Annotated in this window: 12 protein-coding genes and 2 rRNA genes (1 of these 14 running past the window's edge); 10 read left to right on the top strand and 4 right to left on the bottom strand. The window is 72.7% G+C overall.

What is annotated here, in order from left to right:
• The 3 genes from BN2279_RS14405 to BN2279_RS31050 form a co-directional block, all read left to right on the top strand.
• Window positions 1–1,619 (top strand): 23S ribosomal RNA (locus BN2279_RS14405) (it extends 1,491 nt beyond the left edge of the window).
• 92 nt (window positions 1,620–1,711) lie between these two features.
• Window positions 1,712–1,828, top strand: a 5S ribosomal RNA gene (gene rrf, locus BN2279_RS14410).
• Between the two features lie 1,308 nt (window positions 1,829–3,136).
• Window positions 3,137–3,922, top strand: a complete 786-nt coding sequence (locus tag BN2279_RS31050; protein WP_079032175.1) for a tetratricopeptide repeat protein — start codon at window positions 3,137–3,139, stop codon at window positions 3,920–3,922.
• Window positions 3,923–3,928: 6 nt separating this feature from the next.
• Here BN2279_RS31050 and BN2279_RS14425 read toward each other — a convergent pair whose 3' ends face one another.
• Window positions 3,929–5,200 (bottom strand): DUF1015 family protein, encoded by a 1,272-nt coding sequence (locus BN2279_RS14425; protein WP_059009530.1) that lies wholly within the window; start codon window positions 5,198–5,200, stop codon window positions 3,929–3,931.
• A gap of 59 nt (window positions 5,201–5,259) precedes the next feature.
• Here BN2279_RS14425 and BN2279_RS14430 point away from each other — a divergent pair, with 59 nt between their 5' ends.
• Window positions 5,260–6,336: an HAD hydrolase-like protein gene (locus BN2279_RS14430; RefSeq protein ID WP_059009708.1), complete on the top strand. Its 1,077-nt coding sequence runs from the start codon at window positions 5,260–5,262 to the stop codon at window positions 6,334–6,336.
• Between the two features lie 5 nt (window positions 6,337–6,341).
• Here BN2279_RS14430 and BN2279_RS14435 read toward each other — a convergent pair whose 3' ends face one another.
• The 3 genes from BN2279_RS14435 to BN2279_RS14445 are packed head-to-tail and all read right to left on the bottom strand — an operon-like array spanning window position 6,342 to window position 9,280.
• On the bottom strand, window positions 6,342–7,196 hold the full coding sequence (locus BN2279_RS14435) for a siderophore-interacting protein (RefSeq protein WP_059009532.1): 855 nt from the start codon (window positions 7,194–7,196) through the stop codon (window positions 6,342–6,344).
• A gap of 10 nt (window positions 7,197–7,206) precedes the next feature.
• Complete coding sequence (locus BN2279_RS14440; RefSeq protein WP_059009534.1) at window positions 7,207–8,220, bottom strand: ABC transporter substrate-binding protein; 1,014 nt, start codon at window positions 8,218–8,220, stop codon at window positions 7,207–7,209.
• A gap of 4 nt (window positions 8,221–8,224) precedes the next feature.
• Complete coding sequence (locus BN2279_RS14445; protein ID WP_059009537.1) at window positions 8,225–9,280, bottom strand: ABC transporter substrate-binding protein; 1,056 nt, start codon at window positions 9,278–9,280, stop codon at window positions 8,225–8,227.
• Between the two features lie 78 nt (window positions 9,281–9,358).
• Here BN2279_RS14445 and BN2279_RS14450 point away from each other — a divergent pair, with 78 nt between their 5' ends.
• The 6 genes from BN2279_RS14450 to BN2279_RS14475 all read left to right on the top strand — a co-directional run bounded on the left by BN2279_RS14450 (window position 9,359) and on the right by BN2279_RS14475 (window position 14,370).
• Window positions 9,359–10,393 (top strand): FecCD family ABC transporter permease, encoded by a 1,035-nt coding sequence (locus BN2279_RS14450; protein WP_059009539.1) that lies wholly within the window; start codon window positions 9,359–9,361, stop codon window positions 10,391–10,393.
• Complete coding sequence (locus BN2279_RS14455) at window positions 10,390–11,430, top strand: FecCD family ABC transporter permease (RefSeq protein WP_104531028.1); 1,041 nt, start codon at window positions 10,390–10,392, stop codon at window positions 11,428–11,430. The genes BN2279_RS14450 and BN2279_RS14455 overlap by 4 nt, the downstream gene beginning before the upstream one ends.
• Window positions 11,431–11,501: 71 nt before the next feature.
• The gene (locus tag BN2279_RS14460; protein WP_059009540.1) at window positions 11,502–12,359 is read left to right on the top strand and encodes an ABC transporter ATP-binding protein; all 858 of its coding nucleotides are present in this window, start codon (window positions 11,502–11,504) and stop codon (window positions 12,357–12,359) included.
• Between the two features lie 10 nt (window positions 12,360–12,369).
• A complete protein-coding gene (locus BN2279_RS14465; RefSeq protein ID WP_079032154.1) occupies window positions 12,370–12,606 on the top strand; it encodes a hypothetical protein in 237 nt (78 codons plus the stop codon).
• A gap of 7 nt (window positions 12,607–12,613) precedes the next feature.
• On the top strand, window positions 12,614–13,438 hold the full coding sequence (locus BN2279_RS14470) for a TlyA family RNA methyltransferase (protein ID WP_059009544.1): 825 nt from the start codon (window positions 12,614–12,616) through the stop codon (window positions 13,436–13,438).
• Window positions 13,435–14,370, top strand: coding sequence for an NAD kinase (locus tag BN2279_RS14475; RefSeq protein WP_059009546.1), 936 nt, complete (start codon window positions 13,435–13,437; stop codon window positions 14,368–14,370). The genes BN2279_RS14470 and BN2279_RS14475 overlap by 4 nt, the downstream gene beginning before the upstream one ends.
• Window positions 14,371–14,384: the final 14 nt, after the last annotated feature.

A 14,384-nucleotide genomic window follows, 5' to 3' on the forward strand; every position in this document is an offset into this window, starting at 1 on the left:
CCGGTTGATATTCCGGTACCCGCCGTGAAGCGCCAGCGCTGAATCTCTTGATGCTAAGCCCGTGAAGCCGCTGGTGATCCCTTCGGGGTGATCCAGAGTGGTGGAGCCGGTGGCCCGATGGGGTAGTAGGTGAGTGATGGGGTGACGCAGGAAGGTAGTCCATCCCGGGCGGTGGTTGTCCCGGGGTAAGGGTGTGGCCCGTCGTGCAGGTAAATCCGTGCGACATTAAGGGTGAGGCCTGATGCCGAGCCGATTGTGGTGAAGTGGATGATCCTATGCTGTCGAGAAAAGCCTCTAGCGATGTTTCATGGTGGCCCGTACCCTAAACCGACTCAGGTGGTCAGGTAGAGTATACCGAGGCGTTCGGGTGAACTATGGTTAAGGAACTCGGCAAATTGCCCCCGTAACTTCGGGAGAAGGGGGGCCGTTCCCGGTGAAGGCATTTTCTGCTGGAGCTGGGGGTGGCCGCAGAGACCAGCGAGAAGCGACTGTTTACTAAAAACACAGGTCCGTGCGAAGCTGTAAGGCGATGTATACGGACTGACGCCTGCCCGGTGCTGGAACGTTAAGGGGACCGGTTAGCCTTTCGGGGCGAGGCTGGGAACTTAAGCGCCAGTAAACGGCGGTGGTAACTATAACCATCCTAAGGTAGCGAAATTCCTTGTCGGGTAAGTTCCGACCTGCACGAATGGCGTAACGACTTCTCGGCTGTCTCAACCATAGGCCCGGTGAAATTGCAGTACGAGTAAAGATGCTCGTTTCGCGCAGCAGGACGGAAAGACCCCGGGACCTTTACTATAGCTTGATATTGGTGTTCGGTTCGGTTTGTGTAGGATAGGTGGGAGACTGTGAAGCGTCGGCGCCAGCCGGTGTGGAGTCGTTGTTGAAATACCACTCTGGTCGTGCTGGATGTCTAACCTGGGTCCGTGATCCGGATCGGGGACAGTGTCTGGTGGGTAGTTTAACTGGGGCGGTTGCCTCCTAAAGGGTAACGGAGGCGCCCAAAGGTTCCCTCAGCCTGGTTGGTTATCAGGTGGTGAGTGTAAGTGCACAAGGGAGCTTGACTGTGAGACTGGCGGGTCGAGCAGGTGCGAACGCAGGGACTAGCGATCTGGCGGAGGCGTGTGGGAGAGCCGACGCTCCACGGATAAAAGGTACCCCGGGGATAACAGGCTGATCTTCCCCAAGAGTCCGTATCGACGGGATGGTTTGGCACCTCGATGTCGGCTCGTCGCATCCTGGGGCTGGAGTTGGTCCCAAGGGTTGGGCTGTTCGCCCATTAAAGCGGTACGCGAGCTGGGTTTAGAACGTCGTGAGACAGTTCGGTCCCTATCCGCTGTGCGCGTTGGAGTCTTGAGAAGGGCTGTCCCTAGTACGAGAGGACCGGGACGGACGAACCTCTGGTGTGCCAGTTGTTCTGCCAAGGGCATGGCTGGTTGGCTACGTTCGGGAGGGATAACCGCTGAAAGCATCTAAGCGGGAAGCCTGCTTCGAGATGAGGACTCCCACCCACTTTGATGGGGTAAGGCCCCCGTGAGACCAGCGGGTTGATAGGCCGGAGATGGAAGCCTTGTGAGGGGTGGAGTTGACCGGTACTAATAGGCCGAGGGCTTGTCCTCAGATGCTCGCGTCCACTGTGAATTTTTAGACCAATACTTCTTCGAGTAACAAGTGAAGAGTGCGCTTGTTCGCTTGGAGCACTTTCGAGTGTTCCGGTGGTCATGGCGGAGGGGAAACGCCCGGTTACATTCCGAACCCGGAAGCTAAGCCCTCCAGCGCCGATGGTACTGCATGGGGGACCGTGTGGGAGAGTAGGACACCGCCGGACAATCTTTATGGGACCTCTGGTTCCCCAGCGTTCACGCTGGGGAACCAGAGGTCCTTTTTTTGTTTTCAGCGCGTTGTGCATTTTCGGAAAGAAAAGATGGGAAACACGTCGATGTCGAATTCGGACGAGGAACGGCCCACAGGATCGGCGCGGGGCCCGCGTCGCGACGACCGGCGTGGAGGCGGGCGGTTCGCGGGGGGGGACCGGGACCGCCGTGACTTCCGCCGTGATGACCGGCCGCGCGAGGGTGGTTACCGGGGCGCCGGCTTCCGGCGCGACGACCGCCCGCAGGCCCAGGGCGACCGGCCGCGTGACTCCTACCGTCGCGACGACCGGCCCAGGGACGACCGCCCCAGGGATGACCGTCGTGATTTCCGGCCGAGCGGTTCCTTCCGTAGGGATGACCGGCCGCAGCGGGATTCGTTCCGTCGTGATGATCGTCCGCAGGGTGACCGGCCCCGTGAGTCGTACCGGCCGCGAGAGGAGCGGCGCGACTTCCGGCCGCGCGATGACCGGCCGCGCGACGATCGCCGTGATTTCCGGCCGCGTGACGACAGGCCGCGTCCGGCTTTCCGGCGGGATGACCGGCCGCAGGGCCCGGGTGACCGGCCGCGTGACTCTTACCGCCGTGACGACCGACCCAGGGATGATCGGCGCGACTTCCGGCCGAGGGATTCCTTCCGTAGGGATGACCGGCCGCAGCGGGATACGTTCCGGCGTGACGACCGCCCGCAGGGTCAGTCCGACCGGCCGCGCGACTCGTTCCGGCGGGATGACCGGCCGAGGGACGACCGTCGTGATTTCCGGCCCAGGGACTCGTTCCGTAGGGATGACCGTCCGCAGCGGGATTCGTTCCGTCGTGATGACCGGCCGCAGGGTGACCGGCCCCGTGAGTCGTACCGGCCGCGAGAGGAGCGGCGCGACTTCCGTCCCCGTGACGACCGTCCCCGCGACTCGTTCCGGCGGGACGACCGGCCGCGTGATGACCGCCGTGATTTCCGGCCGCGTGACGACAGGCCGCAGAGCCAGGGCGACCGCTTCCGTCCCCGCGATGACCGTCCCAGGGACGACCGTCGCGACTTCCGGCCGCGTACTGACCGGCCGCAGGGTCAGGGTGACCGTTTCCGGCCGCGTGACGACCGGCCCAGGGACGATCGCCGTGATTTCCGGCCGCGTGACGACAGGCCGCGTGAGTACCGTTCGGGTGGGCGTGATGTCCGGGGGCGGGACGACCGGGGCGGGTTCCGTCGCGACGCGGGTGAGCGCAGGAGCGACCAGGACAGGTACCGCGACCGGGATCGTGAGCCCATCAGGCGGCTGCCCATTCCCGACGATGTGACGGGCGACGAGGTCGACCGTTCCGTGCGGCAGGAGCTGATGAGCCTGCCCAAGACGCTCGCCACCGACGTCGCCAGGAACCTTGTCATGGTCGCCAAGCTGCTGGACGAGGAGCCGGAGCGTGCCTACGGCTACGCGCGCACCGCACTGCGGCTCGCCTCGCGGGTCGGTGCGGTGCGTGAGGCGGCCGGCTTCGCCGCCTATGGCGTGGCGAAGTACTCCGAGGCGCTCACCGAGTTCCGCGCGGCCCGGCGGATGACCGGCTCCGTTCACCTCTGGCCGATCATGGCCGACTGCGAGCGGGGCATCGGGCGGCCCGAGCGGGCCCTGGCCATGGCCGGGGAGCCCGAGGTGCAGCAGCTCGACAGGGCGGGACAGGTGGAGATGCGCCTGGTCGCCGCCGGCGCGAGGCAGGACCTCGGGCAGGCGGAGGCGGCGCTCGTCACCCTCCAGAGCCCGGAGCTGGCCTCGACCGCGATCCACCCGTGGACCGCGCGGCTGCGCTACGCCTACGCCGAGGCGCTGCTCGCCGTGGGCCGTGAGGACGAGGCGCGTGAGTGGTTCGCCAAGGCGCTCGACGCCGACAGCGGTGGCACCACCGACGCGTCGGACCGGCTGGCCCAGCTCGACGGGATCGAGTTCGTCGACGCGCTGGACCCGGAGGCCGACGACCTCGACGGTTCCGACGACACCGATGCCGACACCGGTGCCGATGTCACCGGCGCGGCGGATGAGTCCGGCGAGGATCGCGACTGAGGCCGGTCAGTTCCATTCGGCGGTGTCGAGGCCGCGCATCAGCAGGCCCGTCGCCGGTTTGGGGCCGAACGACGTCGACTTGTGGGGCATCGTGACGCCCTCCTCCGCGAGGGCGCGCACGGTGCTCTCCGGGACCGGGCGCATCAGGACGGCCGTGCCGCCGTGGCGGCGCGCCTGGGTGACGGCGGCTGTCGCGTCGTGCAGGTAGCGGACGGCGGCCGGGCCGTCGTCCACGCCCCACAACGGGCCGAGGAGGGCGGCGTGCAGCACGGTCGCGTCCAGCTCGCGCCACTTCCTGGGCCGGTCCCGCGGGATCGCGGCGGCGAGGTGTCCGGGGTCGGGGCGGTCGAGCAGGTGGAACGTGTCGCCGCCGGTCAGCACGAACGCGTTGCCCTCCGTTCCCGCCAGGGTGCGGAGGGCGTCCGGCAGGGAGCCGGCCAGCGGGCGGGTGCGGAACGCGCCGTCGGCCCGGGCGAGTGCCTCGGCGGGCGGCAGCGCCGGCAGCAGCCGGTGGATGGGCTGCACGCGCAGCGGATAGCGGGCCGTGTCGACCAGGAGGACCAGGCCGCGGTCCCACGGCGGACGGCCGTGGTGCTCGGCCGCCAGGCGCAGATACGTCGCCCACCGGTGGTGGCCGTCCGCGATGAGGGCCCGTTGGCGCGCCAGGTCCCGGGTCGCCGTGTCGATCTCGGCCGGGTCGGTGACGGGCCAGAGCCGGTGCCGGGTACCGTCCGAGGTCGTCGTGGCGACGAGGGGGAGGCCCTGGGTGGCCCGTTCCACGACACCGGCCGCTCCGGCGCCGTCGGGGCGGGCACCGCGGTAGGAGAGCAGCAGCGGTTCGAGGTTGGCGGCCGTGGCCCGCATCAGGGCGGACCGGTCGGCGACGACGTCCGGTATGACGTCCTCGTGGGGGAGGACCACGCCGTCCTCGGGCGGGGTCAGGCGCAGGGCTCCGATCAGGCCGCGCTGGAGCGTGCCGGCGGCGCGCTGCTCGTACACGTACAGCGCGGCGGGCCAGGGGTCCGGTGCCAGGACGCCGTCCGCGCGCCAGCGCCGCAGGGTCTCGGCGGCCCGCTGGTGGCGCGTGCCCGGGTCGCCGTCGTGGGGCAGGATCAGCCGGACGATGTTGTGCGGGTCGGCGGTCTCCAGCCGGTCCACGCCGTCCGGGCGGACGACGACGTCGTAGGGCGGCGAGGTGACGGCGGCCAGGCTCCCGACTTTCCCGGGGACGTAGCGCAGGGCGCGGAACGGGGCGAGGTCGAGGCCGTCGGGACGCATCCCCGCATCGTAAGTGCTGCCGGGGATGAGGGATCATCGTCAGCGACATGGACGGTGACATGGCTGATGCGACACGGGCGGCACGGGCGGCGGACGCCCCCGGGGCCGCCCCCAGGACGGCTCCCAGCGGCTCCGGGCGGGCGCTGAGCGAGGTCTACGACACGGCGCTGCTGGATCTGGACGGGGTGGTGTACGCGGGCGGCGAGGCGATAGCCCACGCCGTCGACTCGCTGCGCGCCGCGCGGGACGGCGGGATGCGGCTGGCGTACGTCACGAACAACGCCGCCCGCACGCCGGAGACCGTCGCGGAGCATCTGACGCGGCTGGGTGTGCCCGCCGACCCGTCGGAGGTCGTCACCTCGGCGCAGGCCGTGGCGCGGCTGATCGCCGGGCAAGTGCCGGCGGGCGCGCGGGGGCTGGGCGCGGGTGGTGAGGGGCTGCGGGTGGCGCTGCGCGAGCGCGGGCTGAGCCCGGTGGACTCGGCGGACGACGACCCGGCGGCGGGGGGGCAGGGGTACGGCGGGCCTGAGCTGCCATGGGGGGTGCTGGCGGAGGCGTCGATCGCGGTGAACCGGGGTGTGCCGTGGTTCGCCTCGAACACGGATCTGACCATCCCCAGCGGGCGCGGGATCGCGCCGGGCAACGGCGCGGCGGTGGAGGTCGTGCGGATCGCGACCGGGCACACGAAGGACCCGCGGGTCGCGGGGAAGCCGCTGCCGCCGATGCATCGGGAGACGATCCTGCGGACGGGCGCGGTCCGGCCGCTGGTCGTCGGGGACCGGCTGGACACGGACATCGAGGGCGCGCACGCCGGGGGTGTCGACTCGCTGCTGGTCCTGACCGGGGTGACGGACGCGGCCCGGCTGCTGGCGGCGGCGCCCGAGCACCGGCCGACGTTCGTGGCGGCGGATCTGCGGGGGCTGCTGGCGCCGCAGCCGGAGGTGGTGGCGGACGGCGACGGCTTCCGCTGCGGCGGCTGGCGGGCGGCGGCCGGGGACGGCGGCGCGCTGATGCTCGACGGCGGCGGTGACGCGCTGGACGGCCTGCGGGCGCTGTGCGCCGCCGCCTGGACGGCGGCGGGCACGGGCGGCGGCCGGGTGTCGGCGGAACGGGCGCTGGGCGTGCTGGACCTGTAGGCGGCTCAGGCGGTCGCCTCGGTGGCGACCGCCTCCGCGAGGAGGTCCTCCTCGGAGGCGCCGCGCCGCCAGTAGCCGGTGTGGGTGATCCGGCGGCGGTCCACCGCGCGCTCGTTGACGAGGTGGCGGCGCAGGTCGCGGACGGCGCCCGCCTCGCCCGCGAGCCACGCGTACGGGGTGCCGGGCGGGAACGCGCTGTCGCGGACGGCGGCGAGCAGGGCGGCGCGCCGGATGGCGTGGGGGAGCCGGTCGCGGAACAGCCAGGTGATCTCGGCGTCGGCCTCGGTGGGCAGCTCCTGGAGGTCGGCCGCGTGGTCGGCCTCGATCCAGACCGTGGCCCGGGTGCCGGGCGGCAGCCAGGCGAGGATGCCGGCGACGGCCGGGAGGGCGGTGGCGTCGCCGGTGACGAGGACCCAGTCGGTGTCCGGGGGCGGGCGGAAGTCGACGCCTCCGTTGTCGGCCCGGTTGGGGCCGAGGATGGTCAGCGGGTCGCCGGGGCGGGCGTCGCGGGCCCAGCCGGAGGCCGGTCCGGCGATGTCGTGGAGGACGAAGTCGATGTCCAGTTCGCCCGCGTCCGGGCGGTGGTCGCGGACGGTGTAGGTGCGCATCACGGCGCGCTCCTCCGGCGCGAGCCGCTGCCAGGCGGGCCACCAGTCCGTGCCCGCTTCGCGGGGGACGAGCGGCGTGTCCTGGCCGGGGCGGGGGAGGAACAGCTTGAAGCGCTGGGCGCGCCCGCCGCTCGCGAACCGGGTGAGATCCCCGCCGAGGGTGACGCGGGCGAAGCCGGGGCTGACGCGGTCGGTGCGCAGGACGCGCAGGGCGAAGAACTCGAAGGGCGGGTCCGCGGGGGCGGTGGCCATGGTAGTGGTCCTAATCGTCGAGGCGGGTGGCGTTCCGTATGGCGTCGGCGAGTGCTTCCAGCGCCGGGGCGCAGCCGGCGTGGCTGTGCGTGGGTTCGGGGTTCCAGCTCGCGACCTGGCCGGCGCGGACGGCGGGCAGGGCGGCCCAGGTGGGCTTGGTGGCGGCGAGCTGGTCGGGCTGGAGGTTGCTGGTGCGCTGGTCGACGAGGATCAGGTCGGCGGGGTGGGTGTCGACGTTCTCCCAGCTCGCGGTGGCGAAGATGTCGCCGTCCGGCTCGCCGGGGGAGATGAGTTCCACGCCCAGCTCGCGGTAGTACGACAGGTCGGACAGGCGGTCCGGGGAGGCGAACCACACCATGTCGTCGGTGGCGGGGACGGCGAGCACGCGCAGCCCGGGGTTGTCGCGGGTGGCGCGGCGGAGGGCTTCGGCGGCCTCGGTGAAGCGGGTCTTCGCGGTGGTGACGGCGGGGGCGCCGAGGTCGCCGCCCAGGGCGCCGGCCAGCTCCGCGTAACGGTCGATGACGGCGCTCAGGGGTGTGTCCACGGAGTGGATGGCGACGGCGGGGGCGAGGCCGTTGACCTCGTCGCTGACCTCCGGCGGGACGTACCACAGCTCGGGCGTGTCGTGGATGGGGGTGACGAGCAGGTCGGGTTCGAGCCCGGCGAATGTCTCGACGTTGAACTCGCCCCAGGCGTTGCCGACGACGGTCAGCTCCCCGACGTCGAGGTTCGCGGCCTGGACGTCGGGTTCGCCGTTGGCGAGGAGGGTGGGGCCGAAGACACCGACGCAGGCGACGCCGTAGTCGTGGAGGGCGGCGGCGGAGCCGACGTAGGCGACGATCCGCTCGGGGACGCTGTCGCGTTCGACGGTCTCGCCTCGGTCGTCGGTGAACGACCAGCCGCCGGAGGCCGGTCGGCCGTCGCCGGATCCGGTGCCGCCGGAGCAGGCGGCGAGGAGGGTGCCGGCGGCCAGGGAGCCGCCGGTGGCGAGGAACGCGCGGCGGGTGGCGGGGGTGCGGGGCATCGGGTCAGCTCACCTTCCGGGCGGTGCGGAGGGCTTCCGCGAGGTTTTCGAGGAGCGGGGCGCAGCCGGCGTGGGAGGGCACCGGCTCGCTGTTCCAGCCGGTGATCTGGCCGGCTTCGACGGCGGGGAGCCGCGTAAAGGTCGGTTTGTCGGCGAGGTCGTCCGGCTGGAGGGCGACGCCCCGGCTGTCCATCAGCAGCAGGTCGGCGGGGTAGGCGTCGGCGTTCTCCCAGCTCAGGCTCTCGAAGAAGCCGCCCGCGTCCACGTGCTCCGGGACGATCAGCTCGACGCCGAGCTCCTGGAACCAGGCCAGGTCGGCGGCGGAGGACGAGTCGGAGACGTAGAACAGGTCGGCGGCGCCGGAGCAGGCGAGGACCTTGATGCCGGGGTTGTCGCGCGCGGCTCGCCGGACGGCCTCGGCGGCGGCCTCGAAACGGGCCTTGGCCTCGGTGACGGCGGTGGTGGTCAGGTCGGCGCCGAGCGCGGTGGCGAGCTGGGTGTAACGGTCGATGACGTCGCCGAGGCGGATGCCGGGCCGGTCGGCGGTGGGGGCGACGAGGATGCCGAGGGTGGGGGCGAGGCCCGCGATGGTGTCGGCGCTCTCGTCCGGGACGTACCAGAGGGCGCCGGGTTCGAACATGTTGGTGACGAGGAGCTGGGGTTCGAGGACGGTGTAGTCCTCGATGTCGAACTCGCCCCAGGCGGTGCCCAGGACGCGGATGTCGTCGAGGTCGAGGCGGCCCGCCTGCGGGCCGGGTGTGCCGTCGGGGTTGGTGGTGGGGCCGAAGACGCCGACGCTGCGGATGCCGTAGTCGTGGAGGGCGGCGGCCGTTCCGACGTAGGCGACGATCCGCTCGGGGACGGCGTCCAGTTCCACGGTCTCGCCCCGGTCGTCGGTGAACCGGAAGGCGCCGGACGGGGCGTTGGCGTCGGTGCCGTCACCGGCGCTGCCGGTGGGGGAGTTGTCGCCGCACGCGGTGAGGAGGGCGCCCGCGCTCAGGGCGCCGCCGGTGGAGAGCAGGGCTCTTCGGGACAGGCGGGCGGGAAAAGGGCTGTTCATGGTGGTGCCTTGCTCTCCGGGCGCGCTCTGGCCGCCCACGCGATGACCTCGAATAAAGGTTAGGCTAACCTAACCTCCATGTTGCTGGAGAGGTCTACCACGGTGAAGGCCAAGCCGTCACCCCCGCGACGACGACGGGCGGCCGGTCTGCTGGCGGCCGGGGGCGCGCTGCTGCTCGTCACCGCGGCGAGCGTCGCGTTCGGCGCCAAGTCCATTTCGCCGGACGGGATCTGGCACGGCCTCTTCGCCTACACGGGGACCGACACCGACGTCGTGATCCGCGACGTCCGGCTGCCGCGCACGGTGCTGGGTCTGCTGTGCGGGGCCGCGCTCGGTCTCGCCGGGGCCGTCATGCAGGCCCTGACGCGGAACCCGCTGGCCGATCCCGGGCTGCTCGGCGTCAACGCGGGCGCGTCCGCCGCCGTCGTCTCCGCTATCAGCTTCCTCGGCGTCACCTCGCTGACGGGGTACGTGTGGTTCGCGTTCCTCGGCGCCGCCGTCGTCGCGGCCGGGGTCTACGCGCTGGGCGGCAGTCGGGCCGCGACGCCCGTGCGGCTGGCGCTGGCCGGGACCGCCGTCACCGCCGCGCTCTACGGCTACGTCAACGCGGTCGCCCTGCTCGACACCGCCGCGCTGGACCGGATGCGGTTCTGGTCGGTCGGCTCGATCGCCGCCGCCAACCCGGACGTCATCCGGCAGGTGGCGCCGTTCCTGGTCGTCGGCATGCTGCTGGCGCTGGCGCTGGCCCGGCCGTTGAACGCGATCGCGCTCGGCGACGACGCGGCCCGCGCCCTCGGCGCGCACATCACCAGGACCCGGGTGCTGGCCATGGTCGCCGTCACCCTGCTGTGCGGCGCGGCGACCGCCGCCTGCGGGCCGATCGTCTTCGTCGGGCTCATCGTCCCGCACGCGGTCCGCGCCCTGACCGGGCCCGACATGCGCTGGGTGCTGCCCTACGCGATGCTCCTGGCGCCGGTGCTGCTGCTCGGCGCCGACGTGGTCGGGCGGCTCGTCACCCGCCCGTCGGAGCTCCAGGCCGGGATCGTCACCAGCCTCATCGGCGGCCCGGTCTTCATCCATCTCGTCCGCGGGCGAAGGACGGCCCACCTGTGACGGCCCGGAACCTGGTCCTGCGCACCCGGAGCGGCTGGTCGTTGCGCCTGCCCGTCCGGGCCGTGGCCGTGGGACTGCTGCTGTCCGTTCTCGCGCTGGCCGTGGCCGTGGTGCTGGTCGGCACCGGGGACTACCCGCTGTCCCCGGCGGACGTGCTGCGGACCCTGGCCGGGAACGGCACCGCCGCGCAGGAGTTCATCGTCCGGGACCTGCGGCTGCCCCGGGTGCTGGTCGCGCTGCTCGTCGGCCTGGCGCTGGGGGTTTCGGGGGCCGTCTTCCAGTCCGTCGCCCGCAATCCGCTCGGCAGCCCCGACGTGATCGGCTTCGGGCACGGCTCGGCGACGGGCGCGCTCACCGTGATCGTGCTCTTCGGGGGCGGCAGCCTCGCCGTCGCCGCCGGGGCGGTGGCGGGCGGGCTGCTCACCGGGCTCGGCGTCTACGCGCTGGCGTGGCGCGGCGGCATCCACGGCTACCGGCTGGTGCTCGTCGGCATCGGCGCGGCGGCGATGCTCAGCGCGGCCAACGGCTACCTGCTGACCCGCACCGGCATCGTGGACGCCGCGCGGGCCGTGCTGTGGCTGACCGGATCGCTCAACGGGCGGGACTGGGGCGAGTTCTGGCCGCTGCTGGTGGCCTGCGCCGTGCTGCTGCCGGTGACCCTTGCGCAGGCCCGGCCGCTGCGGATGCTGGAGATGGGGGACGACACGGCGACGGCGCTCGGCGTGCGGGTCGAACGCACCCGGCTGGTCGTGGTGGTCGCCGCCGTTCTGCTGACCGCCACGGCGACGGCGGCGGCGGGCCCGATCGCGTTCGTCGCGCTGACCGCGCCGCAGCTCGCCCGCCGGCTGACGCGGGCCACCGGCCCGAACCTGCTGCCCTCGGCGCTGATGGGCGCGCTGCTGATGGCCGGGGCCGACCTGCTGGCGCAAGGCGCGTTCGGCGACCGGCAGTTGCCGGTCGGCGCGGTCACCGGCGTGCTGGGCGGCGGCTATCTGCTGTGGCTGCTGTTCACCGAGCGCCGCGCGGGCCGGATATGAGGCGCCGCGCGGTGCGGGCCCCGGACGACGCGGCGACGACGCGGGAACGACGAGACGACCGAGGAGACTTCGTGAGCGACACCGGACACCCCGAGCAACCCGGACACCCCGGGCAACCCCCCGGCGGGGCACGGCTGCGGGCCGAGGACGTCACCCTCGGGTACGACCAGCGGATCATCGCCGAAGGGCTCACGGTCGCCGTGCCCGACCGGTCGTTCACGGTGATCGTCGGGCCCAACGCCTGCGGGAAGTCCACGCTGCTGCGCGCCCTGTCCCGCATGCTCAAGCCCGCCGCCGGGGCCGTGCTGCTCGACGGCCGGGCCATCCGCGACGTGCCGGCGAAGCGACTGGCCCGTGTGCTGGGCCTGTTGCCGCAGTCGCCCGTCGCGCCCGACGGGATCACCGTCGCCGACCTCGTCGCGCGGGGCCGCTACCCCCACCAGGGCCTGCTGCGGCAGTGGTCCCGCGAGGACGAGCGGATCGTCGCCGAGGCGATGGCCGGGACCGGCATCACGGACCTGGCGGACCGCCACGTCGACGAACTGTCCGGCGGGCAGCGCCAGCGCGTGTGGATCGCCATGGCCCTCGCCCAGCGGACACCGCTGCTGCTGCTGGACGAGCCGACCACGTTCCTCGACATCGCCCACCAGATCGAGATCCTCGACCTGTGCGCGCGGCTCCACGAGGAGCAGGGCCGTACCCTCGTCGCCGTGCTGCACGACCTCAACCACGCCGCCCGCTACGCCACCCACCTGATCGCCATGCGCGACGGCCGGGTGGTCGCCGAGGGGCCGCCCGGCGAGATCGTCACCGCGCGGCTCGTCGAGGAGGTGTTCCGGCTGCCGTGCCGGGTCATCGACGACCCCGAGACCGGCACCCCGCTGGTCGTTCCGGCGGCGCGGCGACCGGCCGGGGTGGGCACCCGGTAGCGTCGGGGGCATGCACGAGCCCCACGACGCAGCAGTACAACCCCCCGTGGCCCAGCCGGAGAACGAGCCCGACGACGGGCCGCGCCCGCTCGGCGTGGGCGTCGAGCCCACCGGGCACCCGCCGGTCGACGCGCACCTGCGCCGCCTGGCCGACGCCGACCGCCTCGACGTCGCCGGGCACCTGGAGGTGTACGAGGACGCGCACCGCGGCCTGCGCGACACGCTCGCCGAACTGGACAGGGGCTGAGACGTCCGTGGCAGCCGCGACCCAGCGCCGCCTCGCCCGCCTCGACGCCGAACTCGTGCGCCGCAAGCTGGCCCGTTCCCGCGAGCACGCCAGGGACCTGATCGACGCCGGCCGGGTCACCGTGGACGGCGCGACCGCCGCCAAACCGGCGACCCAGGTCGCCACCAGCGCCGCCCTCGTCGTCCGGGCGGACGACGACGACCCGGACTACGTGTCGCGCGGCGGGCACAAGCTGGCCGGTGCCCTGGCCGCCTTCACCCCCCGCGGCCTGCGCGTCGCCGGCCGGCGCGCCCTGGACGCCGGGGCGTCCACCGGCGGCTTCACCGACGTGCTGCTGCGCGCGGGCGCCGCCTCCGTCACCGCCGTGGACGTCGGCTACGGACAGCTCGCCTGGTCCCTGCGCGCCGACTCCCGGGTCACCGTCAAGGACCGCACGAACGTACGCGAGTTGACGCTCGACCACCTCGGCGGCGAGCCGGTGGACCTCGTCGTGGGGGACCTGTCGTTCATCCCGCTCGGCCTGGTCCTCCCCGCCCTCGTGCGCTGCGCCGCGCCCGGCGCCGATCTGGTGCTGATGGTGAAGCCGCAGTTCGAGGTGGGCCGCGAACGCCTCGGCAGCGGCGGCGTCGTCCGCAGCCCCGCGCTGCGCGCCGAGGCCGTGCGCGCCGTCGCCGACCAGGCCGCCGGCCACGGGCTGGGCGTGGCCGGGGTCACCGCCAGCCCGTTGCCGGGTCCCTCGGGCAATGTTGAATACTTTCTGTGGCTGTGCGCCGGGGCACCCGCACTCGACCCGGCCGACGTCGACCGCGCAGTGACGGAGGGGCCGCAGTGACCACCACCACGCCGCAGCAGCCGGACGGGGAGCCACGCACCGTCTTCCTGCTCGCGCACACCGGCCGCCCGGCGGCCGTCCGCAGCGCCGAACGCGTCGTGCAGGGGCTCCTCAGCCGGGGCATCGGCGTCCGGGTCCTGGCCGAGGAGGCCGCCGACCTGTCGTCGCTGCCGCCCGAGGTCGAGCGCATCGACAAGAACGGCCCCGACTGCGGCGCCGTGGACGGCTGCGAGCTGCTCGTCGTGCTCGGCGGCGACGGCACGCTGCTGCGGGGCGCCGAGTTCTCCCGCGCCTCGGGCGTGCCGCTGCTCGGCGTCAACCTCGGCACCGTCGGCTTCCTCGCCGAGGCCGAGCGCGACGACCTCGACAAGGTCGTGCACCGCGTCGTCTCCCGCGCCTACGAGGTCGAGGAGCGGATGACCCTCGACGTGCTGGTCCAGGACAACGGGCGCGTCCTGCACACCGACTGGGCACTGAACGAGGCGTCGGTCGAGAAGGCCGCCCGGGAACGGCTGCTGGAGGTCGTCATCGAGGTCGACGGCCGTCCCGTCTCCGGGTTCGGCGGCGACGGTGTGGTCTGCGCCACGCCGACCGGCTCCACGGCGTACGCGTTCTCGGCCGGCGGCCCGGTCGTGTGGCCCGAGGTCGAGGCACTGCTGATGGTGCCCATCAGCGCGCACGCCCTGTTCGCCAAGCCCCTCGTCACCGCGCCGGACTCCGTGCTCGCCGTCGAACTCAGGCAGCACACGCTGCCGGGCGTGCTGTGGTGCGACGGGCGGCGGACCGTCCCCCTGCCGCCCGGCGCGCGGGTCGAGGTGCGGCGCGGGGCCGTTCCGGTGCGGCTGGCGCGGCTGCACCACGCGCCGTTCACGGACCGGCTGGTCGCCAAGTTCGCGCTGCCGGTCGCCGGCTGGCGCGGCGCCCCGCACTGACGGACGGCCCCCCG

It is taken from the genome of Streptomyces specialis, from assembly GCF_001493375.1.
Classification (GTDB): domain Bacteria; phylum Actinomycetota; class Actinomycetes; order Streptomycetales; family Streptomycetaceae; genus Streptomyces; species Streptomyces specialis.